General features: G+C 71.5%; 26 protein-coding genes and 1 riboswitch. Of the genes, 18 read left to right on the top strand and 8 right to left on the bottom strand.

Annotated elements, in window-relative coordinates:
* Positions 1–33: 33 nt before the first annotated feature.
* The 13 genes from ACWDVW_RS18555 to ACWDVW_RS18615 all read left to right on the top strand — a co-directional run bounded on the left by ACWDVW_RS18555 (position 34) and on the right by ACWDVW_RS18615 (position 9,740).
* A complete protein-coding gene (locus ACWDVW_RS18555; RefSeq protein ID WP_350694383.1) occupies positions 34–489 on the top strand; it encodes a MarR family winged helix-turn-helix transcriptional regulator in 456 nt (151 codons plus the stop codon).
* A gap of 297 nt (positions 490–786) precedes the next feature.
* Positions 787–1,422 carry a CDP-alcohol phosphatidyltransferase family protein gene (locus tag ACWDVW_RS18560; protein WP_449950264.1) on the top strand — a complete coding sequence of 212 codons (636 nt, stop codon included), beginning with the start codon at positions 787–789 and terminating at the stop codon, positions 1,420–1,422.
* 76 nt (positions 1,423–1,498) lie between these two features.
* Positions 1,499–2,398 (top strand): DUF881 domain-containing protein, encoded by a 900-nt coding sequence (locus ACWDVW_RS18565; protein ID WP_396746081.1) that lies wholly within the window; start codon positions 1,499–1,501, stop codon positions 2,396–2,398.
* Positions 2,395–2,727: a small basic family protein gene (locus ACWDVW_RS18570; protein WP_396746078.1), complete on the top strand. Its 333-nt coding sequence runs from the start codon at positions 2,395–2,397 to the stop codon at positions 2,725–2,727. The genes ACWDVW_RS18565 and ACWDVW_RS18570 overlap by 4 nt, the downstream gene beginning before the upstream one ends.
* Positions 2,728–2,736: 9 nt before the next feature.
* Positions 2,737–3,714 (top strand): DUF881 domain-containing protein, encoded by a 978-nt coding sequence (locus ACWDVW_RS18575; protein WP_449950269.1) that lies wholly within the window; start codon positions 2,737–2,739, stop codon positions 3,712–3,714.
* 58 nt (positions 3,715–3,772) lie between these two features.
* Positions 3,773–4,153, top strand: a complete 381-nt coding sequence (gene gcvH, locus ACWDVW_RS18580; RefSeq protein ID WP_449950272.1) for a glycine cleavage system protein GcvH — start codon at positions 3,773–3,775, stop codon at positions 4,151–4,153.
* Positions 4,154–4,372: 219 nt separating this feature from the next.
* Positions 4,373–4,825: an oxoglutarate dehydrogenase inhibitor Odhl gene (odhI, locus tag ACWDVW_RS18585; RefSeq protein ID WP_093402417.1), complete on the top strand. Its 453-nt coding sequence runs from the start codon at positions 4,373–4,375 to the stop codon at positions 4,823–4,825.
* A 50-nt stretch (positions 4,826–4,875) separates the two neighbouring features.
* Positions 4,876–5,577, top strand: a complete 702-nt coding sequence (gene ftsR / locus ACWDVW_RS18590) for a transcriptional regulator FtsR (protein ID WP_449950276.1) — start codon at positions 4,876–4,878, stop codon at positions 5,575–5,577.
* 172 nt (positions 5,578–5,749) lie between these two features.
* Positions 5,750–6,214: a bifunctional nuclease family protein gene (locus ACWDVW_RS18595; protein ID WP_131299495.1), complete on the top strand. Its 465-nt coding sequence runs from the start codon at positions 5,750–5,752 to the stop codon at positions 6,212–6,214.
* Positions 6,215–6,422: 208 nt separating this feature from the next.
* Entirely contained in the window at positions 6,423–7,019 is a 597-nt protein-coding gene (locus ACWDVW_RS18600) for a MerR family transcriptional regulator (RefSeq protein ID WP_396746066.1), read from the top strand.
* A gap of 424 nt (positions 7,020–7,443) precedes the next feature.
* The gene (locus ACWDVW_RS18605) at positions 7,444–7,842 is read left to right on the top strand and encodes a group I truncated hemoglobin (RefSeq protein ID WP_449950279.1); all 399 of its coding nucleotides are present in this window, start codon (positions 7,444–7,446) and stop codon (positions 7,840–7,842) included.
* A 3-nt stretch (positions 7,843–7,845) separates the two neighbouring features.
* Positions 7,846–9,024: a globin domain-containing protein gene (locus tag ACWDVW_RS18610; protein WP_449950282.1), complete on the top strand. Its 1,179-nt coding sequence runs from the start codon at positions 7,846–7,848 to the stop codon at positions 9,022–9,024.
* Positions 9,021–9,740 (top strand): DivIVA domain-containing protein, encoded by a 720-nt coding sequence (locus ACWDVW_RS18615; RefSeq protein ID WP_449950284.1) that lies wholly within the window; start codon positions 9,021–9,023, stop codon positions 9,738–9,740. The genes ACWDVW_RS18610 and ACWDVW_RS18615 overlap by 4 nt, the downstream gene beginning before the upstream one ends.
* Positions 9,741–9,789: 49 nt before the next feature.
* Here the strand turns inward: ACWDVW_RS18615 and ACWDVW_RS18620 are convergent, their stop codons facing one another.
* A complete protein-coding gene (locus ACWDVW_RS18620; protein ID WP_449950287.1) occupies positions 9,790–10,449 on the bottom strand; it encodes an SDR family oxidoreductase in 660 nt (219 codons plus the stop codon).
* 72 nt (positions 10,450–10,521) lie between these two features.
* Here ACWDVW_RS18620 and ACWDVW_RS18625 point away from each other — a divergent pair, with 72 nt between their 5' ends.
* The gene (locus ACWDVW_RS18625; RefSeq protein WP_449950439.1) at positions 10,522–11,388 is read left to right on the top strand and encodes an NAD-dependent protein deacetylase; all 867 of its coding nucleotides are present in this window, start codon (positions 10,522–10,524) and stop codon (positions 11,386–11,388) included.
* Between the two features lie 62 nt (positions 11,389–11,450).
* A riboswitch (glycine riboswitch) is annotated at positions 11,451–11,549 on the top strand.
* A 77-nt stretch (positions 11,550–11,626) separates the two neighbouring features.
* A complete protein-coding gene (gene gcvP / locus ACWDVW_RS18630; RefSeq protein ID WP_449950290.1) occupies positions 11,627–14,446 on the top strand; it encodes an aminomethyl-transferring glycine dehydrogenase in 2,820 nt (939 codons plus the stop codon).
* A gap of 121 nt (positions 14,447–14,567) precedes the next feature.
* On the opposite strand, the gene ACWDVW_RS18635 is transcribed toward gcvP, so the two are convergent.
* A complete protein-coding gene (locus ACWDVW_RS18635; RefSeq protein ID WP_131057861.1) occupies positions 14,568–14,768 on the bottom strand; it encodes a DUF5999 family protein in 201 nt (66 codons plus the stop codon).
* 96 nt (positions 14,769–14,864) lie between these two features.
* On the opposite strand from ACWDVW_RS18635, the gene ACWDVW_RS18640 reads away from it, so the two are divergent.
* Positions 14,865–16,133 (top strand): chorismate-binding protein, encoded by a 1,269-nt coding sequence (locus tag ACWDVW_RS18640; RefSeq protein WP_449950293.1) that lies wholly within the window; start codon positions 14,865–14,867, stop codon positions 16,131–16,133.
* Positions 16,134–16,143: 10 nt separating this feature from the next.
* Positions 16,144–16,650 (top strand): peptide deformylase, encoded by a 507-nt coding sequence (gene def, locus ACWDVW_RS18645; RefSeq protein WP_449950296.1) that lies wholly within the window; start codon positions 16,144–16,146, stop codon positions 16,648–16,650.
* Here def and ACWDVW_RS18650 read toward each other — a convergent pair.
* From ACWDVW_RS18650 to ACWDVW_RS18665, 4 genes are read right to left on the bottom strand one after another with little or no spacing between them, the layout of a single operon-like run.
* A complete protein-coding gene (locus ACWDVW_RS18650) occupies positions 16,633–17,217 on the bottom strand; it encodes a GNAT family N-acetyltransferase (RefSeq protein ID WP_449950441.1) in 585 nt (194 codons plus the stop codon). The two genes, def and ACWDVW_RS18650, sit on opposite strands and share 18 nt — an antisense overlap.
* A 35-nt stretch (positions 17,218–17,252) precedes the next feature.
* Complete coding sequence (locus ACWDVW_RS18655) at positions 17,253–17,366, bottom strand: GNAT family N-acetyltransferase (RefSeq protein WP_449950299.1); 114 nt, start codon at positions 17,364–17,366, stop codon at positions 17,253–17,255.
* On the bottom strand, positions 17,363–18,019 hold the full coding sequence (locus tag ACWDVW_RS18660) for a GNAT family N-acetyltransferase (protein WP_449950301.1): 657 nt from the start codon (positions 18,017–18,019) through the stop codon (positions 17,363–17,365). The genes ACWDVW_RS18655 and ACWDVW_RS18660 overlap by 4 nt, the downstream gene beginning before the upstream one ends.
* A 33-nt stretch (positions 18,020–18,052) precedes the next feature.
* Complete coding sequence (locus ACWDVW_RS18665; RefSeq protein ID WP_396746036.1) at positions 18,053–18,832, bottom strand: sulfite exporter TauE/SafE family protein; 780 nt, start codon at positions 18,830–18,832, stop codon at positions 18,053–18,055.
* A 175-nt stretch (positions 18,833–19,007) separates the two neighbouring features.
* Here ACWDVW_RS18665 and ACWDVW_RS18670 point away from each other — a divergent pair, with 175 nt between their 5' ends.
* Entirely contained in the window at positions 19,008–19,787 is a 780-nt protein-coding gene (locus ACWDVW_RS18670) for an endonuclease/exonuclease/phosphatase family protein (protein ID WP_449950304.1), read from the top strand.
* A gap of 813 nt (positions 19,788–20,600) precedes the next feature.
* Here ACWDVW_RS18670 and ACWDVW_RS18675 read toward each other — a convergent pair.
* Together ACWDVW_RS18675 and ACWDVW_RS18680 are read right to left on the bottom strand one after the other, a co-directional pair.
* A complete protein-coding gene (locus tag ACWDVW_RS18675; RefSeq protein ID WP_449950307.1) occupies positions 20,601–21,338 on the bottom strand; it encodes a hypothetical protein in 738 nt (245 codons plus the stop codon).
* Between the two features lie 36 nt (positions 21,339–21,374).
* Positions 21,375–22,439 (bottom strand): ComEC/Rec2 family competence protein, encoded by a 1,065-nt coding sequence (locus ACWDVW_RS18680; protein ID WP_449950310.1) that lies wholly within the window; start codon positions 22,437–22,439, stop codon positions 21,375–21,377.
* Positions 22,440–22,829: the final 390 nt, after the last annotated feature.

Here is a 22,829-nt window from a genome sequence, read left to right on the forward strand (position 1 = left end):
TGGTACGAGCGGGACAATCGCAGGGGACATCGGGTGGAGCGACCGAATCTCGCCGCGGCGATCGACGCAGCCGCTGAGTCGTTGGTGGGTGTCCTCGACTCCGCCGTCACCCGACACCGGATGGCCGTGTCACCGACCCAGTTGCGGGTGCTGTCGCTGCTGAGCAGCCGACCGGAGACCAACATCAACGGCCTGGCGGAGCTGCTGGACGTCGTACCCTCCTCGGCCAGTCGGCTCTGTGACCGGTTGGAGGCGATCGGCCTGGTGCGTCGGGAGGCCGACCCCCGGGACCGGCGTGAGGTCCGCCTGACGCCCACCGCCGCGGCGGAGGTCCTGCTGGGGGAGGTGCGGTCGCGCCGCCACGACGCCGTGCGGGCGGTCCTGGAGCGGATGCCGGCGCGGGTGCAGCAGGACCTGCTGCGGGCCCTCAAGGCCTTCGGTCAGGCGGCGACCGCGGAGCCGCCGGACTCCTCGGCCCGCAGCGCCTGACGCCCCCTTTCCACCTATTATCCTAGGATGCCTTAGGGGTGGTGACGGTGCTCACACCGCCGCCGGACGAACATCACCGACAGGCGCGAGCCGAGCGGGTCGAGGCGGCAGGACAGCCCGCTATAGTGGCAGCGCATCCGACCGACCGGTGATCATCGACGGTGGGCGGCGGGCCAGGGCAGATCCCGGATCGGGGATCGCAGGGGGGTGCCGGCACCAGCCGGCCCGACAGCGCGCACGGCGTTCCATGGCGGACCCAGAGGCCGAGGTGGGGTCGCGTGCCGCGGAGGAGGTTCGGTGGCGCGTCGACCGGCTCGGGCAGAGCAACCGCAGGCCCCCGAGGCTGACGCGGGACGGTCCACCGACCGGGTCCTCACCCTGCCGAACCTGATCAGCTTCGTCCGTCTGCTGGGCGTCCCGGTCTTCCTGTACCTCTTCCTGGTGGCCCGCGCCGACGTGGCCGCGATCGTGGTGCTGGCGGTCGGCGGCACCAGCGACTGGGTGGACGGGTGGATCGCCCGCCGACTGCGTCAGGTCAGTCGCCTCGGCGAGCTGCTCGACCCGCTCGCCGACCGGCTCTACATCCTCGCCACGCTGGTGGCGTTCACCGTGCGCGAGGTGGTGCCGTGGCAGTTCACCGCGGCGCTGCTGGCCCGGGAACTGCTGCTGGCCGGTTCGCTGGTGGTGTTGCGCCGCTACGGCTACGGTCCGCCGCCGGTGCACTACGTCGGCAAGACCGCGACGTTCCTGCTGCTGGCGGCCTTCCCGATGCTGCTGCTGGCGCACGCGGTGCCGGCCGCGTCGGCGGTGGCCGGTGCGGTGGGCTGGGCGGCGGCCTGGTGGGGTCTGGTGCTCTACTGGGTGGCCGGGGCGCTGTACGTGTTCCAAGCGCGCCAGCTGGTCCGGGCGGTCGGTCGAGGAGAGACGGCATGAGCGAGCGCAGCGAGCGAGTCATCTGGCGCGGCGCGGTGGAGCCTCATGCCGGCGCGGCGCGTAGCGGAGCTTCGGCATGAGCGAGCGCAACCGGGGGTTCACCCCGGACTTCCTCACCGAGCTGTTCCAGAACCCGCTGGATCCGGGGTACGCCGACGCGGCGGCCCGCCGGGCGAAGACCGGGAAGCCGGCGCGTCCGGGGTGGTCGGTGGGGCCGATCACGCTGGTGGTCGTGCTGCTGCTGGGTTTCCTGTGCGCGGTGGCGTACCGGCAGACGATGGCGGAGGAGCCGGGGCGCGCGCAGGCGCGGTCGGGGTTGGTCGGGCAGATCAAGCAGCGGCAGGGTGAGACGGACAACCTGTCCGTGCGCGCCGACCAGTTGCGCGAGGAGGTGACCCGGCAGCGGGAGGCGGCGCTGGGTGGTTCGCAGGCGGCGCGGCTGCGGGACCTGGAGGCGCGGGCCGGCCTGGGTCGGGTACGCGGTGACGGTGTGGTGGTGCGGTTGGCCGACGGGCCGGACGGTGGGGAGTCGTTGGGCGGGGCGAAGGTGGGTCCGTCGAGGGTGCTCTACAGCGACCTGCAGGGGGTGGCCAACGATCTGTGGGGTGCCGGGGCGGAGGCGATCGCGATCAACGGGCAGCGGTTGACGGCGACGTCGACGATCCGGTCGGCGGGGGAGGCGATCCTGGTGGACTTCCGGCCGGTGACCGGGCCGTACGAGGTGTCGGCGATCGGTCCGGGGTCGATGCGCAAGGCGTATGAGGGCAGTCGGAGTGCGTTGACGATGCGTCGGGTGTCGCAGGCGAACGGGTTGTCGTTCGAGGTGCGGGACGCGGACCGGCTCACGTTGCCGGCGGCGCCGGAGCCGCGGCTACGCTACGCGGAGCCCGCGGTGAGTCCGAGTGTGTCGCCGTCGGGCGGTGACGAGTCGTCCGACTCGGGTACGTCACCCAGCCCTTCCGGAGGTGGTCGATGATCGCGGTGCTGGCTCTGCTGGCCGGTGTGGTGCTCGGGTTGTGGCTGGATCCGACGGTGCCGTCGGCGTTGCAGCCGTATCTGCCGATCGCGGTGGTGGCGGCGTTGGACGCGGTGTTCGGTGGTGTGCGGGCCAAGTTGGACCGGATCTTCGACGACAAGCAGTTCGTGGTGTCGTTCATCTCGAACGTGCTGGTGGCGGCGTTGATCGTGTATCTGGGTGACCAGTTGGGCGTGGGTGGTCAGTTGTCCACCGGTGTGGTGGTCGTGTTGGGGGTTCGTATCTTCGGCAATGTGGCGGCGATCCGTCGGCACCTGTTCCGGGCGTAGGTTGGTGTCGTGACTGACGAGCACACCGAGACGGGTACGGGGTGGCCGCAGCCGGCGGGTCCGGCCCGGCCGGGTGGCCCGGCGGGGGAGCCGGATCCGCGTCCGGACGCGCCGGATCCCGACGAGTTGAGTCCGTTGTCGCCGCAGGGGCGGCCGGAGCCGGGTGACGGCGAGTCGCCGGCTGTGCCTGTCGAGCCTGCCGAGCGGGATTCCGACGAGCGTGACGAGGCCGTCGATCGGGACGAGGCGGCGGGCGGTGCGGCTGCGGCGGGTACGGCTGGTCCGTTGCGGCGGTTCAGTTCGGCGGCGGTGATGATCGGTGTGCTGCTGGTGTTGCTGGGGTTCACGCTGGCGGTGCAGTTGAAGACGACGTCGACGGACTCGTCGTTGGCGGCGGCGCGGCAGGAGGACCTGGTCCGGATCCTGTACGACCTGGAGGCGCGGGAGATGCGTCTGCGGCAGGACATCACGACGTTGGAGGAGAGCCAGCGTCAGTTGCGCTCGGGTGAGCAGGGGCGTCAGGCGGCGTTGGAGGAGGCGACCCGGCGGGCGGACGAGTTGGGCATCCTGGCGGGTACGTTGCCGGCGCGGGGTCCGGGGTTGGCGGTGCGCTTCCAGGCGGGGCCGTCGAAGCCGATCTCGGCGAGTGGGGTGTTGGACGCGGTGCAGGAGTTGCGGGGTGCCGGTGCGGAGGCGATGCAGATCTCCGGTGGTGACCGCGCGTCGGTGCGGATCGTGGCGTCGACGTATTTCCTGGACGGGGAGAACGGGTCGTTGATCGTGGACGGGCGTCGGTTGACGGGTCCGTTCACGATCACGGTGATCGGGGATCCGTCGACGATGCGTACGGCCCTCAACATTCCTGGCGGGGTGGTGGCGGTGGTGGCGCGCGACGGCGGTAACGTGATCGTTGAGGATCGTGAGGTTGCCGAGGTTTCGGCGCTGCACGTGCCGAGCACGCTGGAACACGCCCGTCCGGTCTCGTGAGGCCGGGTGGGGCCGGCGCCGGTCGGGCCGGTGCCACCGATGGATGAGGACGCTGCTGGTGATTCCTGAGGAACTGCGTTACACCGCTGAGCACGAGTGGGTGACGACCGTGGACGGCGGTGCCGTGCGGGTGGGCATCACTCATTTCGCGCAGGACGCGTTGGGCGACATCGTGTATGTGCAGTTGCCGGAGTCCGGTGCGGTGGTGGCGGCTGGTGAGTCGTTGGGTGAGATCGAGTCGACCAAGAGTGTGTCGGAGATCTACGCCCCGGTGGGCGGTACGGTGTCGGCGCGCAACGAGGCGCTGGTCGACACGCCTGAGGTGATCAACACGGATCCGTACGGTGCGGGTTGGTTGGTGGAGATCTCTCCGGCGGATCCGGTGGCGGTGGAGGGTCTGCTGTCGGCGGACGCGTATCGCGAGTTGACCGAGAGCTGATCGGTTTCCCGGGCGGCGGTCGTGGTGTGTGCCGCGCGTCCGGTTGCCCTGTTTTTCGGCGCTGGCTAGGCTCGCCCAGTCGACCGAGAACCCAATTAGTTGTGCGTCGCGGACAGCCTTTCCGGGCACGGAGAGCCAGCCGCCGGGTGGTGTGTAGCCCGGCGGCCAGACCCGCCGTCTCCCCGACGCCGACCGAAACAGATCCGTGAGGTGGTCCCCATGACTCGCCCAGGCGACGAGTTCCCCCCGCTCGACGTCACGTCGACGCTCAATCTGGGTTCGCTCGAGGAAGCGCTGGAGGGGCCGGACACCGATGTGGTGCCGAGCCGGATGTCCGGTTCGCTGCCGCCGGGGATGGCGCTGCTGGTGGTTCGTCGGGGTCCGAACGCGGGTGCGCGGTTCCTGCTGGATCACGACGTGACAACCAGTGGGCGGCATCCGGACAGTGACATCTTCCTCGATGACGTGACGGTGTCGCGTCGGCACGCGGAGTTCCACCGGGACGGTGGGACGTTCACGGTGCGGGACGTGGGCAGTTTGAACGGCACGTACGTGAATCGGGAGCGGGTCGAGGCGGCCACGTTGAGCAATGGTGACGAGGTGCAGATCGGCAAGTTCCGGGTCGTGTTCATCGCCGGTCCGCGCCCGGAGGGGGAGGCCGGCCGGGGGTGAACGAGCCTGCGGCTTCTCCGCCGTCCGGGGTGGGTCGTGCCCAGCCGTTGATGAGTATCGGCGAGGTGCTGGCCCAGTTGCGGGTGGATTTTCCTGACGTGACGATTTCGAAGCTGCGGTTCCTCGAGGCCGAGGGTCTGGTGGAGCCGCAGCGCACGACGGCTGGTTATCGGAAGTACAGCTGGGACGACGTGTCTCGGCTGCGGTTCGTGTTGACCGCGCAGCGGGATCAGTATCTGCCGTTGCGGGTGATCCGTGAGCAGTTGGCGCAGTGGGATGCCGATGGTGCGGCACCGGAGCGGTCGCGGCCGGCGTTGGTGGCGGTGGGGCCGGACGGTGAGGTGCCGGGGCGTGGCGCCGCGTCGTCGGTCGAGTCGGGTCAGGTGCGGCTGGATCGTACGCAGTTGGTGGCGCGCAGTGGGCTGGACGAGTCGACGTTGGCGGAGTTGGAGCGGCTCGGGTTGGTGGTGTCGGATCCGCCGGGGTGGTACGACGGGGATGCGTTGATCATCGCGAAGGCGGTGGCCGGTTTGGCGGAGTACGGGTTCCAGCCTCGGCATCTGCGGGGTTACCGGACGGCGGCGGATCGGGAGGTGGGTCTGTTCGCGCAGTTGGTGGCGCCGTTGGCGCGGCAGAGTGATCCGGCGGCGCGGGCGCGGGCGGCGGAGACGGCGCGGGAGTTGGTGGCGTTGTCGCAGCAGTTGCATGCGGCGTTGGTGCGGGTGGGGTTGCGGTCGACGTTGGGTCGGTGAGGTGCGTGTGCGCGCTGATCGGCGGGTTGGTGAGTGGCGTAGGCTTGCGGGGGTAACCCCTCTTCTGGGCACGGGCGTGGTGCGCGGAGCGCGTGAGATGGCCGTGTCGCGGTCCGTGTACCGTGCAGGGAAGGGCGCGGTGCGGCGTAGTGACAACGACACGGAGGCGGCGGTGCGCGAGCTGAGCGTGGTCGGGGTTCGGGTGGAGTTGCCCAGTAACCAGCCGATCGTCCTGCTCAGGGAGGTCGAGGGTGACCGCTATCTGCCGATTTGGATCGGCGCGGTCGAGGCGACGGCGATCGCTTACGAGCAGCAGGGTGTCAAGCCGGCCCGGCCGTTGACCCATGATCTTCTGCGGGATGTGTTGGCGGCGTTGAAGGCGCCGTTGCGGGCGGTGGAGATCACCGAGCTGAAGGAGAACGTGTTCTTCGCCGATCTGTTGATCGGTGACGGGGTGCGGGTCTCGGCGCGGCCGAGTGATTCGATCGCGTTGGCGTTGCGGGTCGGTGCGCCGATTCGTTGTGCCGAGGAGGTCCTCAGTGAGGCGGGGATCGTGATTCCCGACGAGCAGGAGGACGAGGTGGAGAAGTTCCGGGAGTTCCTGGAGCAGGTGCGTCCGGAGGACTTCGCCGGTTGATCGGTGGCCCGGGTCGTGTGCCCGGGCCATGTGCGTGACCACCATCGTGGCGTCACGGTCGGTGATGGTGATGATCGTCGCTGTCGATGCGCGGCGTGTCGCGGCGGTTTCTCCATGGTAACCCCTGGCGGTCGCTATAAGGTTGCCGTGTCGAGGGGTGCGCGTCCCGGAAGCGACGTGTCACCGCACTGACGGGGAGGTTGTCCGGATGCACGAGCCGCGAGATTCCGATCCGGTTGCGGAGTGGGACGAGTCGGGTGGGATGCCCGGTTCGGCGACTGACAGTGACGGTGCGGTGGGGTACCGGGGTGTGACGGCCTGCCACGCGGTGGGGATCAGTTACCGCCAGCTGGACTACTGGGCGCGGACGGCGCTGGTGGTGCCGAGTGTGCGGGACGCTTCGGGTTCGGGTACGCAGCGGTTGTACTCGTTCCGGGACCTGGTGGTGTTGAAGGTCGTGAAGCGGCTGCTGGACGCCGGGGTGTCGTTGCAGAACATCCGTAAGGCGATCGAGGCGTTGCGGTCGCGTGGGGTGGGGGACCTGGCGGGCATCACGTTGATCTCCGATGGGACGACGGTGTACGAGTGTCGTTCCCCGGAGGAGGTGGTCGACCTGTTGCAGGGCGGCCAGGGGGTGTTCGGTATCGCGATCGGTGGCGCGTTCAAGGAGATCCAGGGGTCGTTGTCGCATCTGCCGGCGGAGCCGGTGGGGGGCGTGGCGGATCCGGAGCCCGAGGTCGCCGGGGACGGGGATCTGGTGGGCGACGAGTTGGCGGCGCGTCGGGCGCGTCGGCGGGCCGGCTGACAGGTCGTCCGCCCGCCGGTGCGGGTGTGAAGTTTTCTGCGCGCGATTCGTCGATCACGCTGTGTCTCGGGGTGGGCGGTGGGCGCACCGCAGGCCGGTGGTGTGTGAGCGCGTCGGGTGCTCCCGTCGGTCCTGCTCAGCGGGGCGTTCTGTGAACGCTTGCCCGGCTTGACCCGATCGCCGGTCGCGTTCGCCGCCAGTGACCGTGCGATGACGCACCGCAGTCTCACCGCCCGAATCCGTCACGCTGCGTGTGTGCGCGCTGGCGGTGGTGTGCTGTTCGGGACTGACGGGCGCGGCGCGGCACGCTATCGTCCGACACGGTCCGCCTGACACCACGCCGCGACGGCGGGGGTGCCTGCGGCGGACGTCGCGCCGAAAGCCGCGCGTCTGTGCACTCTCTCCCCGGCGGAAGGACTGACCTGTGACGGTCACCGACGAGACCACCCCCGTGTCGCACTTCGAGCGGATCGGCGGGGCCGACGCGGTGCGGGCCGCCGTCGAGCTGTTCTACGACCGGGTGTTGGCCGACGCGGAGCTGGCCGGCTACTTCACCGAGGTGGACATGGCAGCCCAGCGTCGGCACATGGCGTCGATGCTGACCGTGGTGCTGGGTGGCCCGAACGAGTACGCGGGCCGGGACCTGGCCACCGCGCACCGGCCGTTGGACATCCCGGTGGCGCACTACGTCCGGGTGGGCGAGCACCTGACGGCGACGTTGACGCAGTTGGGGGTGCCCGACGACGTCATCGTCGACGTGCAGGCGGTGCTGGCGCAGGTGCAGGACCAGGTGGTGGCCGGCGGCGACCGGGCGGACGCCTGAGCCGTGGACGTCTCTGGTCTCAAGCGGAGCTGGGCGCTGGTCACCGGGCACGGCGACCAGGTTCCGCTGTACTTCTACTCGACGTTGTTCCTGACCCATCCCGAGACCCGGCAGATGTTCCCGACGAACATGGCGGGGCAGCGGGACCGGTTGGTGACCGCGCTGGGTCACATCGTGTCCCAGGTGGACCAGGTGGACCGGCTGGTGGGTTTCCTACAGGACCTGGGCGCCGACCACCGCAAGTTCGCGGTGCGGGCGGAGCACTATCCGGCGGTGGGTGAGGCGTTGCTGGCGACGCTGCGGCACTTCCTCGGTGACCAGTGGACCGAGGAGCTGGCGCAGGACTGGGCGGCGGCGTACGCGTTGGTGGCGAAGGTGATGGTCGAGGCGGCGCAGGCCGCCGAGGCGGTGAATCCACCGTGGTGGGTGGCCGAGATCGTCGGCCATGAGCGGCGCGGCTTCGACGTGGCGGTGGTGACGCTGCGTCCGCAGTATCTGCTGCCGTTCACGGCGGGCCAGTCGATCGGGGTGTCGCATCCGGCGGTGCGGGCGTGGCGGTACTACTCGCCGGCGAACGCGCCCCGTCAGGACGGCACCCTGGAGTTGCATGTGCGGGCGGCGCCGGGTGGCGCGGTGTCGTCGCGGCTGGTGTACGGGTGCGCGGTGGGTGACCAGGTGCACCTGGCGTCGGCGGTGGGCGAGGCGTTGACGTTGCGGGCGGCCGGGGCGGCGGATCTGCTGCTGCTGGCCGGGGGGACCGGCTGGGCGCCGTTGAAGGCGTTGGTGGAGCAGGTGTCGGTGGAGGGGGCGGGCCGGCAGGTCGACCTGTACGTGGGGGCGCGGTCGCGGACCGAGTTCTATGACGGTGACCTGGTGGACAAGTTGGCCGCCTCGTATCCGTGGTTGCGGGTGACCCAGGTGGTGGGGGTGGACCTGGACCGGCCGGGGGAGTTCGTGCATCCGGTGGATCGGGCGCTGGCCGACGGCGACTGGCGGTCCCGCCACGTGTACGTGTGCGGGTCCGACGACGCGGTGGCGTACGCGGTGTCGGCGTTGACCCGCGCCGGTTTCCATCCCGGGCAGGTGCACCACGAGGGTCCGGGTGCGCAGTGGTACGGCCCCGCGTGGCGTACGGCGATGCAGAGTCCGTCCGCCCCTGACGATTCCGGAGGTGCCCGGTGAGTGAGCCCCGCAGTGACCAGTGGCGGGCCGGTTCGGTGGGTACGGCCCCGATCGGCCGGTACGACGGCACCCCGGTGGCCGGGGGTGTGCAGGTGCGGTTGACCGCCGACCGGGTGCGGCGGTGGGAGTTCGGGTCGGCGTCGTTCACCCGGCGCGGCTACGACCAGGGTGCGGTGGACCGGTTCCGGATGCAGGTGGCCGACGAGGTGGATCGGCTCACCACGCGGGTGGCGGACCTGCGGGCGGAGAACGAGATGCTCACCGGCCAGCTGGAGCTGCACCGGCACGGGGTGATGCCGAGTTCGGGTCCGTCGCCGCAGGCGCCGGCGGCCAAGGAGGTGAACCTGCTGTCGGCGGCGCAGCGGGAGGCCGAGCAGATCATCGCGCAGGCGCACGACTACGCGCGGCGGGTCGCCGAGTACGCCCGCACCCAGTACGAGAGCTATGTGCGGGCGGCGGTGGAGGAGGCCCGGCAGCAGGCGGAACGGGCGGTGCAGGACTATCGCGCGTCGGCGGGGCCGACGTTCGACGACGGGGTGGCCGCGCGGGAGGCGTTGCGGATCTACGGCGAGATGATGATCTCGCACATGCAGGCGGCGGCGCGGCACCTCGACGACGGCCGCGCCCAGTTGGCCCGCACGATGGAGCGCATCGGCGCCTCGGCGGAGGTGACCGCGTCAGCGGACCGGTCGTTGCCTCGCCACCAGCAGCCCTGACGCCTGATCGTCGCGTCGAGGCGGAGTCCGGGCGGATCCGGCAGGGGCCTCAGCCGCCGGTGTGGGCGCTCACCGCGGCGGTGACGGGGGTGGGACCGGCGACGGTCTCCAGGGTCAGTCCGGCGGTGGCGGGGGCGTCGAGCAGGGCGACGAGGACGGCGGCCACGTCGGCGCGGCTGATCGGGCCCCGGGGCGCCTGCCGGTCGAGGGTGACGTGGCCGGTGGGCGGGTCGTCGGTGAGGCGGCCGGGCCGCAGCACGGTCCAGTCGAGGTCCCGGCGGGTCAGGTCGTCCTCGGCGGCCTTCTTGGCCCGCAGGTAGGCGACGAACACCTCGTCGGTGCCCGGGGGCGGGTCGCGGTCCACGCCCATGGAGGAGACCAGCAGGTAGCGGCGTACCCCGGCGGTGCGGGCGGCGTCGGCGAGCAGCGCGGCGGCGGCCCGGTCGACGGTGTCCTTGCGGGCGGTGCCGCTGCCCGGTCCGGCGCCGGCGGCGAAGACGACCGCGTCGGCGTCGGTGAGGTGTGCGGCGAGGTCGCCTGCGGTGACGTGTTCCAGGTCGGCCAGGACGGGCACGGCGCCGTCGGCGCGCAGCGCGGCGGCGTGGTCGGGGTTGCGGACCAGGCCCACCGGGACGTCGCCCCGGGCGGCGAGGTCGCGGTGCAGCAGTCGGGCGATCTTGCCGTGGCCTCCGGCGATGACGACACGCATGTGCCGAATCTATCCGCCCCGGGTGTGGTCGTGCCGCCGCCGGCTCGCCGACGGGCCGCCGGGTGGGGCAGCATGGTACGGGTGGAGGACGTGATCGAGCAGGTGGCGGGGCTGGCGGCCGGTGGCGCGGTGGTGGTGCTCAGCGGCGCCGGCCTGTCCACCGAGTCGGGTATTCCCGACTATCGGGGGCCCAGTGGGGTGGCGCGTCGGCACACCCCGATGACGTACCAGACGTTCACCGGTGACGCGGGGGCCCGTCGTCGCTACTGGGCGCGTAGCCACCTGGGGTGGCGGTGGATCGCGCAGGCGGCACCGAACGACGGGCATCGGGCGGTGGCCCGGTTGCAGCGGGCCGGTGTGGTGGCGGGGGTCATCACGCAGAACGTGGACGGGCTGCACACGGCCGCCGGCAGCGCCGGGGTGGTGGAGTTGCACGGCCGCCTCGACGCGGTGGTGTGTCTGGGCTGCGGGGCGCGGACGACCCGGGAGGACCTGGACGGTCGGCTGCGGCGGGCCAATCCGGGTTTCGACGCGCGGGTCGCCGCGATCAACCCGGACGGTGACGTGGATCTCGACGACGCGCAGGTGGCCGGGTTCCGGGTCGTGGACTGCGGGACCTGCGGCGGGATGCTCAAACCGGACGTGGTGTTCTTCGGCGAGACGGTTCCGGCGCCCCGGGTGGCGCGGTGTTTCACGATGGTGCGGCAGGCGCGGCTGCTGTTGGTGCTCGGGTCGTCGCTGACGGTGATGTCGGGGCGGCGGTTCGTGTCGGCGGCGGCCCGGCAGGACGTACCGGTGGTGATCGTCAACCAGGGGTCGACGCGCGGTGACGGGTACGCGCGGTTGTGCGTCGACGCTCCGCTGGGGCGCCTGTTGCCGGCGGTGGCCGACCGGCTCTGCCCGGCCGGGGCGGACGGCGTGGTGTCCGTCGCGTCCTGAGCAGGAGGCCCGGGGGTTCGGTGTGGGCCGGCGGGGACGCTGGTAGCGTTGATCGTGCCGGTAGCACCCGCGTGGGAGAGACCGCCTGGCGGCAGCCGGGGCGGCGCCGAAGGGGCAAATCCTCCCCGGAACCTCTCAGGCAAAAGGACCGCGTGGGTCAGGCACTGTGGAGCGCCCGTGGGGTGTGACAGAGGGGGAGGGCCGACCTGTCGACCCCGCCCCCGCAGGAGCGCCCCTCATGACCACAGAGTTCGCCGACCGTCACATCGGCCCCGGCCCCGATGACGAACGCCGCATGTTGGCGACGGTCGGGTACGCCTCGATCGACGAGCTGATGGACGCGGCGATCCCCGAGGTGATCCGCTGGCACGGTCGTCTGGACCTTCCGGAGCCCACCGGTGAGCACGAGACCCTGACCGAGTTGCGGGCCCTCGCCGACCGCAACACCGTCGCCGTGTCGATGATCGGTCTGGGCTACCACGGCACGTACACCCCGGCGGTGATCCGCCGTAACGTGCTGGAGAACCCGGCCTGGTACACGGCGTACACGCCGTACCAGCCGGAGATCAGCCAGGGCCGGTTGGAGGCGCTGCTGAACTTCCAGACCATGGTGTCGGACCTGACCGGCCTGGCGACGGCGAACGCGTCGATGCTCGACGAGGGCACCGCCGCGGCCGAGGCGATGACGTTGGCGCGGCGGGCGTCGAAGAGCAGCAGCCCGGTGTACGTGGTCGACGCCGACGCCCTGCCGCAGACCATCGCGGTGATCGCCGGTCGGGCCGAGCCGCTCGGCATCGAGGTGCGGGTGCTGGACCTGACCGTGCAGGAGTTGCCGGCGGAGTTCTTCGGCCTGCACCTGCAGTACCCGGGCGCGTCCGGGGCGGTCCGTGACCAGGCGGCGCTGGTGGCGGCGGCGCACGAGGTCGGCGCGTTGGTGACGGTGGCGGCGGACCTGCTGGCGTTGACGCTGCTGCGGGCGCCGGGGCACATCGGCGCGGACATCGCCGCCGGCACCACCCAGCGCTTCGGGGTGCCGATGGGTTTCGGTGGGCCGCACGCCGGCTACCTGGCGGTGCGGGCCGGGTTGGAGCGGATGCTGCCCGGCCGGCTGGTCGGGGTGTCCCGCGACAGCGCCGGCGACCCGGCGTACCGGTTGGCGTTGCAGACCCGTGAGCAGCACATCCGGCGGGAGAAGGCGACCAGCAACATCTGCACCGCGCAGGTGCTGCTGGCGGTGATGGCCGGCATGTACGCCGTCTACCACGGACCGGACGGGCTGCGGGCCATCGCGACGCGCACCCACGAGGCGGCGGTGCGGCTGACCGCCGGGCTGCGGGCCGGTGGTGTCGAGGTGGCCGACGTGCCGTTCTTCGACACGGTGACGGCGACGGTGCCGGGGCGGGCCGGTCAGGTGGTGGCCGACGCGGCGGCGCGCGGGGTGAACCTGCGGCTGGTCGACGACGACCGGGTGGGGATCTCCTGCGACGAGACCACCACGGGCGGGCACGTGGCGGCGGTGTGGGCGGCGTTCGGTGTCGACGGCGTCGACGGCGCGGTGACGGCGGCGCTGCCGCAGGAGCTGCGGCGTACCGACGACGTCCTCACCCACCCGGTGTTCCGGTCGCATCACTCGGAGACGGCGATGCTGCGCTACCTGCGGCGGCTGGCCGACTTCGACTACGCGCTGGACCGGGGCATGATCCCGCTGGGGTCGTGCACGATGAAACTGAACGCCACCACCGAGATGGAGCCGGTGAGCTGGGCGGAGTTCGCCCACATCCACCCGTTCGCCCCGGCGGAGCAGACCGCCGGCTACCGGGAGATGATCGGCCAGTTGGAGGGGTGGCTGGCCGAGGTGACCGGCTACGACGCGGTCAGTGTGCAGCCCAACGCCGGGTCGCAGGGGGAGTTGGCCGGTTTGCTGGCCATTCGCGCGTACCACCGCGATCGGGGTGCGGGGCACCGGGACGTGTGCCTGATCCCGTCGTCGGCGCACGGCACGAACGCCGCCAGCGCGGTGATGGCCGGGATGCGGGTGGTGGTGGTCGGCTGCGACGACGACGGCAACGTCGACCTGGTCGACCTGGACGCCAAGATCGACCGGCATCGGGACGCCCTGGCGGCGATCATGGTGACGTACCCGTCGACGCACGGCGTGTACGAGACGGGCATCGCGTCGCTGTGCGCGAAGGTGCACGACGCCGGTGGCCAGGTGTACGTCGACGGCGCGAACCTCAACGCGTTGGTCGGGTTCGCCAAGCCGGGCCGGTTCGGGGCGGACGTGTCGCACCTGAACCTGCACAAGACGTTCTGCATCCCGCACGGCGGTGGTGGTCCCGGCGTGGGTCCGGTGGCGGTGCGGGCGCACCTGGCGCCGTTCCTGCCCGGTGACCCCGGTGGTGCGCCGGTGCACGGGCGGCCGGCGATCTCGGCGGCCCGGTACGGGTCGGCGGGCATCCTGCCGATCCCGTGGGTGTACCTGCGGATGATGGGCGCCGACGGGCTGGCCCGGGCCACCGGGGTGGCGGTGCTGGCGGCCAACTACGTGGCGGCGCGGCTGCGGGAACACTTCCCGGTGCTGTACGCGGGCAACAAGGGCCTGGTGGCCCACGAGTGCATCCTGGACCTGCGGCCGCTGACGAAGACGACCGGCGTGAGCGTCGACGACGTGGCCAAGCGGTTGATCGACTACGGGTTCCACGCGCCGACGATGTCGTTCCCGGTGGCGGGGACGCTGATGGTGGAGCCGACCGAGAGCGAGGACCTGGCCGAGCTGGACCGGTTCTGCGACGCGATGATCGCCATCCGGGCGGAGATCGACGAGGTGGCCGCCGGACGCTGGCCGGCCGGGGACAATCCCCTGGCCAACGCGCCGCACACGGCGGCGATGGTGGCCGGCGACGAGTGGCCGCACCCGTACCCGAGGTCGGTGGCCGGCTATCCGAGCGGCGTGGACCGGGCGGGGAAGTACTGGCCGCCGGTGCGTCGGGTCGACGGCGGGTACGGCGACCGGAACCTGGTCTGTTCGTGTCCGTCGCCGCAGGCGTACGAGAGCTGACGGCAGCCGCGCCGGGGCGGTCCCTGCCGCCCCGGCGTCGCGTCGACCTGGTCGTGACGGTCCCCGCAGCGGGGACTAGCCTGGGTCGACGCGGGAAGAGTCGTGACGGATCGTGAGCAGGTCAGGCGGCGAGGGCGTGTCGGGCGGGGCCGCGGTGCGGTGCGATGCTGCTGCCGTCGGGCAGCAGTTCGCCGGTGTCCTCGAAAACGATGACGCCGTTGCAGAGCAGGCTCCAGCCCTGCTCACGGAAGCAGGCGATGACCTTGGCGGCTTCCCGGTCGGTGGCTTCGGCGGAGGGGCAGGTGGGTTGGTGCTGGCACATCGGGTTCTCCGGACTGTGGGGGCACTGTGTCATGGTTCACATGACCAGTGACGCACAGTACCAAGCAAACGCATGGCGCATCGAGCAGAAGCGTGCGTGGTCCGTGGGAAATCCGCTGAACGGATGAGCCGCCACCAACCAGACGTCGTGGAAGCGCTCCCACGTACGGTGGTCGATCCGTCACCGTACGACCCGCCGGCCGCGCCCGCGTCCTGCCGAGGCCGCCGCGTCGAACTCGCCCGCTGGCAGTGGCGCCCCACCGACGGCGGCGACCCCGCCACCGCCGTCGAGGACTTCCTCGCCGCCCACGACCTGGCCCGGCACGACCTGGCCCGCCCCACCCGCCCCCACCACCACGACGACCGCGTCTGCGGCGCCGCCCTGTACGTCTCCGCCGCCGCCGGCGCCCTGCTCGCCGGCGGCAACCCCGGCGCCGCCAACCCCGCCGACCTGCCCGAGGTCGCCGTCGTCGTCTACGGCCACACCGACACCCCCACCACCGGCACCCCGGCCGGAACATGGTGGCGCGGCCCGTGGACCGAGAGCTGGACCCCCACCGCACACGCCGACGCCGTCCGCGCCGTCCGCACCGCCATCGGCCACGGCGACGTCTACCAGGTCAACGTCGTCGGCCACGCCGCCGCCCCCTACCGAGGCGACCCCCGCCCCGCCCTGGCCCGCCTCGGTCGGCTCCCCGGCGCCCGCTACGGCGGCGTCCTGACCGGCGACGGCTGGGCCATCGGCTGCGCCAGCCCCGAAACCCTCGTCGAGGTCCGCGCCGGCACCCTCACCACCCGCCCCATCAAAGGCACCCGACCCGCCACCGCCGCCGGCCGCGCCGACCTGCTCACCTCCGCCAAGGAACGCGCCGAACACATCATGATCGTCGACCTGGAACGCAACGACCTGGCCCGCGTCGCCCGCACCGGCAGCGTCCGCGTCGACGACCTGTTCGCCGTACGCCGCTGGTGCGACCTGTGGCAGGCCGAGTCCACCGTCCGCGCCGACGTCGCCGACGGCCTCGGCCTGGCCGACCTGCTGCGCGCCGTCTGCCCCGGCGGCTCCGTCACCGGCGCCCCCAAACTCGCCGCCCTGCACCACATCGCCGCCCTCGAACCCGTCGGCCGCGGCGCCGGCATGGGCGCCCTCGGCTGGATCGGCCCCGACCACCTCGACCTCGGCCTGACCATCCGCACCGCCGCCACCGACCGCCACGCCGTGCACGTGTGGGCCGGCGGCGGCATCACCTGGGACAGCGACCCGCACGCCGAGGTCGCCGAAGCCGCCGCCAAGACCGCCCCGGTCCGCGCCACCCTCGACCCGACCCCACCCGGCCGCCCCACCGCCGGCCCCACCGACCGATAACCTTGCCGACATGACCATGCGGGACATCCGAATCATCGGCGACCCGGTGCTGCGCACCCCCAGCGAACCCGTCACCAGCTTCGACGCCGACCTACGCGCCCTGGTCACCGACCTGATGGACACCCTGCTCGGCGCACCCGGCCGCGCCGGCGTCGCCGCACCCCAGATCGGCGTCAACGCCCAGGTGTTCGTCTACGACGCCGACGGCCACCGCGGCCACATGGTCAACCCCACCCTCGAACTGTCCGACGACCTACAGGACGACGACGAGGGCTGCCTGTCCATCCCCGGCCTGTACTTCCCGACCCCCCGCGCCCTGCACGCCACCGCACACGGCTACGACCAGCACGGCGAACCCCTCACCATCGCCGGCAGCGGCTTCCTCGCCCGCGCCCTGCAACACGAGACCGACCACCTCGCCGGCCGCCTCTACGTCGACACGCTGCGCGGCGACGTCCGCCGCCGCGCCCTGCGGGAGATCCGCGCCGGCCGCTTCGACTCACCCCGCCGCGCCTGACCCGCCCGCCGCCCACTCGTCCCGGGTCAACGCGTACTCCACCTCACCGGCCTGCGCCCCCGGCAACGGATCCGTCCACGGCAGGTGGAACGTGCGCACATACCGCATCCCCACCGCCGCCATCGTCGCCCGCGACGCCACGTTGACCGCCATCGTCTCGGCGAAGATCCGCGACAACCCCAGGTCGGCGAAACCGTGCCGGATCAGCTCCCGGGCCCCCTCCGACGCCAGCCCCCGCCGCCAGAACCGGCGCGCCAACCGGTACCCCAACTCGGCCTGCCCCACCACCGGCCCCTGGTCGGCCCGCGCGGGCGGCTCCAACAACCACCAGCCGACGAACTCACCGTCGATCGACCCGGCCCAGAACCCCAACCCCGGCGCCCGCCGCGCCACCGCCACCCGCTCCCGGTGCAACCGCGCCACCTCCGCCGCCGACCTCACCGGCGCCAGGAACCGCATCACCTCCGCGTCGGCGTCCAACGCCACCTCGTGCGGCAGATGCACCTCCGCCAACGGCGCCAACACCAACCGCGCGGTACGCAGAACCACCTGGGACACGCGCGTCATCATCGCGGCCACCGGGCCGCCACCGCCACCGACAATCAGCGGCCACCGGCGCGCAGCCGGAACTCCCCGTACTCGGCCACCCGGGTGAAGCCCAACCGCTCGTACAACCGCACCGCCGCCCCGTTGTCGGCCTTCACGTTCAACGTCACATGGTCCACGTCGGCCCGTAACACTCACACAGCCGCGTCACCACCGCCGCCGCCAACCCCCGACCCCGCCACCCCGGCCGGGTCGTCACGTTCCCCACCGCCGCCACCCGATACGTGGGGGAGAAGACGTGCACCCCCGCCACGGCCACCAACAGGTCACCGTCACTGATCCCCACGTACCGGCCGGTGTCCACCATCCGCGCGTCGAACCAGTTCCCCGGATACGCGACCGCGTACAGCTCCCGCAACCGAGGCAGATCCGCCCGCCCCAACACCACCCCCGCCGGCGACACCCCCACCGCGCGTGAAGGATCCGTCCACGCCATCTTCAGATGCGTCCCCGACGACGTCACCTCGAACGCCCCCGCCAACGCCACCTCGACACCGGGGGACAGGTGCGCCTCCAACCGGGCCGGCAACACCGGCACCACCTCACCCAGCAACGCCGCCACCCCGGCCGGCCGCGTCAACGCCACCAGCGTCGGCGACACCGCCCCGTGATACAGCAACACCACCGCGTCCCCACGCCGAAACCACGACGTGTACGGCCAGAAGAAATCGTCCAGATCACCCAACTCGTACGCGTGCAGCCGAGGATCCCGCCCCAACAGACCCGCCAGGACGGCCCGGTCGTGTTCCGCGCGCACCGACACCCGCCGATGATCACACGCGCCGCGTCGCGCCGCTCACCCCGCCAACCACTGGTCGTAGCCCAACTTCGCCACCAACGCCACCACCACCAGCAACAACACCCCCCGCACGAACCCCGCACCCCGCCGCAACGCCATCCGCGCCCCCACCATCGCCCCGACGATGTTGCACACCGCCATCGCCGCACCCAACAGCCACCACACGTGCCCCGTCACCGCGAACACCGCCAACGCCCCCGCGTTCGTCCCCGCGTTCACCACCTTCGCCATCGCCGACCCGTGCAGAAAATCCGCCCCCACCAGCGCGGTGAACGCCACCACCAGGAACGTGCCGGTACCCGGACCGATCAACCCGTCGTACAGGGCGATACCCACCCCCGCCACCAGCACCGCCACCACGACCCGCCCCCGGGTACGCCGCCCCGGAAACGACGACACCCCCAACCTCGGCCGCACCACCACGAACAGCGCCACCGACAGCAACACCACCAACACCACCGGCCGGTACGCCGACGGCGGCACCGCACCCGCCAACGCCGCACCCACCCCCGCGCAGAGCACCGCCAGACCCGCCGCCGGCCCCGCCACCGCCCAGTCGATACGCGTACGCCGCGCGTACGTCACCGCCGCCGCCGACGTCCCCGCGATCGCCGCCAACTTGTTCGTGCCCAACGCCGTCGCCGGCGGCATCCCCGGCGCCGCCACCAACAACGCCGGCAGCAACAACAACCCGCCGCCACCCACCACCGCATCCACCCAACCGGCCAGGGCGGCAGCGGTCAGCAGCAGCGCGACAGTCGACGGGTCCAGATCCACGGCGGCATTCTTTCCACCCCGAGGCACCCGACGCCGCCGCCTGTGGCCAGCCTCACCGGCCCCGACGCCTCCGCAGCCACACCCCGACCGCGCCCACCGCCACGAACACCAGCATCGAACAGAACAACACCCGCAGCATCGGGCAACTGTGCCACGGCGTCGATAAGGTGACACCGTGCGCCTGGCCACGTTCAACCTGCTGCACGGCCGGTCCCTGACCGACGGCCTGGTCGACCCGGCCCGCCTCACCGCCGCCGTCACCGCCCTCGACGCCGACGTGCTCGCCCTGCAGGAAGTCGACCGCGACCAGTCCCGCAGCGGCAACCACGACCTCACCGCCATCGCCGCCAAGGCCCTCGGCGCCACCGAACACCGCTTCGCCGCCGCCGTCGTCGGCACCCCCGGCGAAGCGTTCCGCCCCCTGCGCCACGACGACGACGGCCACGGCGAACCCTGCTACGGCGTCGGCCTCGTCTCCCGCCACCGGGTCACCGCCTGGCGCATCACCCGCCTACGCCCGGCACCACTACGGTCCCCGGTCTACGTACCCGGCCCCGGCGGCGGCCTCATCCTCCTGCACGACGAACCCCGCGTCGTCCTCGCCGCCGTCCTGGACACCCCGCACGGACCCCTCACCGTCGCCGCCACCCACCTGTCCTTCGTGCCCGGCTGGAACATCCGCCAACTCCGCCAGGCCGTCCGCGCCCTCCGCACCCTGCCCGCCCCGCGCATCCTGCTCGGCGACCTCAACCTGCCCACCTGGGCCGCCCGCCTGGTATCCCGCTGGCAACCCCTGGGCCGCCGACCCACCTACCCCGCCGGGCAACCCCGCGTCCAACTCGACCACATCCTCGCCGACCGGCAGGACCTGCACCGGCTACCACCGGTCACCGCCGTGCAGACCCCACTGGCCACCATCTCCGACCACCGGCCCCTACTGGTCGACCTCGGCTAGGCCACCGCCGACCACCACCGCACCCGCCCGCACATGCTCCGGCTGCACGATCCACGGCACCCCCGCCGCCACCTATTCCCAGGTAGAACCTTGGGTCATCCCGTTGACGGGCCGAGGAGCAGAGCCCTCAGATCGACGTCTTTCAGCCGTCCAGCGGTGAGCTGCCGTTCAAGATCCATGAATTCCTTGGCTCCCGGTGTGCACTCCACGCCCAGGCGATCGCCGCTCGGGCGCACCGTCGTCGAGCAGACGTTGCGCGACGAGCACCCAGTGGGCGGAGTTCCACCCGCTGCGGCAGGCCGACGGGCTTGGGCCGGTGAAGGTTGTCCCGTTTACCTGCCGGCCGAGGTCCGCTGGATAGACGCCGTCCGACTCGGGTAACCACTCGGTCGCGCCGGGCAGCCGTAGAAGCTCGGCGAGGAACTGCTGCCCGGCTGTGTCACGGTCCCAGGTCAACAGCGCAGCAAAGTCACCGATGACCCGGGAGGCCGATCTCGTAAGCCCTCGGCCTCCCTGCGGCCCTCGGCGACGTTCGGAACAGTTCCCTCCAGGACGACCTCTCAGTGCCGGTGGCGTCGAGGATCTCGGTGATCGCGGTGTGTCGCAGCGAGTGCGGGCTCAACGCACTGGCCGACGCCAGCCCTGGACGACGGGCCAACTGGCGGATCCGGGCGCGGTTTGCCCATAATGACACTGGACACACCGGTCGGGGCGCTTTCAGCAGCGTCGAAAGGCCGAAACCCGATGACGCCCAGGACCTACCCGCTGCCGGACGCTCGCTCGCGACCATCCGTGGTTAGGCTGCCGCAGCGGTCAGGGTTCGTCGGGCGCGGGCGCGGTCCCGAGCGTCTCCAGTGACACGAACAGCTGCTCGGCGTACTTCTCGGCGGCGCGGCGCACCGAGCCCGTCGTGAACCAGGAGAGCCAGACCGCCGCCCACACAAAGTCGAAGGAGATTAGTGCAGCCTGCTGCTTCCAGCCCAGCGGAACAATCGTCCAGTAGGCCAGAGCGAGGGTGCCCACAACCGCCAGCCCGCAAACCGCGACTCCCGGAATCCGGCAGGCGGACCCGTTGCGCCGCAGCCCGTAGCCGATGACCTCCTCGTAGACCAGCGGGAACCGAGCCCGGTCACGGGTGCGTTCCCGCAGCGCTGCGGTGGCGACCGCGTAGAGCGCGTCGGCCTCCGCCGGACCGGCCTGTTCCGCGGCGGCGTCGGGCAACTCGATACCGAGGTGGGTGGACACCAGTCGATGACGGCGGGCCACCACCGCCGGTGCCGGAGCATCCCGCCAGCGCAGCAGCAGCTCGGAGGGACGCCCGCCCCACGCCCTGAACAGGTCAGGCTCGGCGCGCGAGCCGCGGTCGCGGACCGCCTGCGATACCAGGACCGGCAGGCAGAACGTCGCGGCTGCGACTACCTTACCGGCGATCCCCACCGCAACCGGGATCGCGGTGACCGCCAGGACGATCAGCGGAACCACTACCAGCACGGCGGGCAGGAACCGGGCCGTGCGGTTGTACCGGTCGGCGACCAGTTGCAGCAGGGTCACGCCCGCCCCCGGACTCGGCCGGGCATCCCGTGCCGGTCAGTCGTCATCGCCGGTTTCCACCAGCGCCGACAGCGGGGTAACCGGGTACCAGCCCGCGCGCGGCGGAGCGTCCAGGCTGTGATGGCAGATGGTGCCGCCTTCGGTGGCCACGACGGTGCAGCCACGACGGATCAGCGCGTTGACGACCTTCGGCGACGGGTGCTTCGGGGCCGCCTTCGCCGAACTGATCATCGCCGTACGGGTACCGAAGTGCGGTGTCGACGGTGATCCGATCAGCCGGTCAAGGATAGTCGGGCCGAGGTTGCGGCGGCTGCCGTGGTGCGGGGCCTGAAGAAACCGCAGCGGCTGGGCCTGGAACGACCCATACAGCGCCTCGTATCGGTCGGAGGCCGCTTCCAGAGCGGGGATGCCAGCGTCGCCGGTGAACAGCATCCGCTCGCCGTCGACGGTCAGCAGCGTGATCACAGAAGAGTTGTTGCGCGGGCTGGTTTCCCCGTCGTCGCTGAGCGTCTCGGCCGGCAGATACCTGCTCGAGCACTCGAGCAGGTTGACCCCTTTCTGCCGCACGAGCTCGCGGGCGGCCATCGACAACGCCGCGGACCGAGCCTCCCGCAGTTGCTGGTCCAGCAGCGTCTCGTAGTACGACTCGGTCGGCCCCAGGACGGTCAGCTGACCGTCGAACCGGGAGGTGCCGGTGAACGGTTCGAACAACGACACCCCGTTCGCCCGGGCCGTCGCAAGCAGCTTCTCCAGCGACTCGAGGTTGGAGAAGTCGGCGATGTCCTGGCGATGCTCACCGGGCTGGTGGATCATCAGCTGCCGCACGTCGAGCAGGTCGATCGCCCCGGTCAGGCCGTCCAGGTGATCGGCGTCGGGGTGCGTGGAGATCATCAGGTCGACCTGGCGGGTCTGGTAGTACTTCTCCACGTGGGCAGCCAGGGCTTCGCTGGTGTAGCCGCGACCCCCGTCGATGACTACGACGGCGTGGCGTCCCGTGGCCTCGACGGTGAACCGGATCGTGATGGCATCCCCGCTCTTGCCACCGTCCTGGTTCTCATTCTCCACCGGGAGGAAATCAACTTCGTACACGGCCGTCCCCATCTGGCGTGTGTTGCTCGAACAGGTGATCTAACGGGAGGAAGGGTACGCCGATCATGCAGTCACCGCTAGTAACTTTTGTCGCCGGCCGTGCGCCGTATCCCGGCAGGTGTCCGGATCGTTAGTAATGGCCGCCGGTTACGCGGTGTCATCTTTGCCGCCAGCAGAGATGCCCGGCGCCGTCGGCGTGGACCGAGGCCGTCAGCCTGACCGCGATCACGCGCTGATCTGCCCGGTCGACTTCTGCCCAAGCTCGCATGGCCTGCCGCCCGTCCGCCGTCGCCCGCATCGGCAGCGTGCCTCCTACATGGACTGGATGATCCGCTGACTAGCGCTCTGCATAGTGCGCACCCGCCTTCGGCAGGGTTTCCGCGGCGTAGGCGAGATGACTTG

This window comes from Micromonospora sp. NPDC003241 (genome assembly GCF_053589795.1).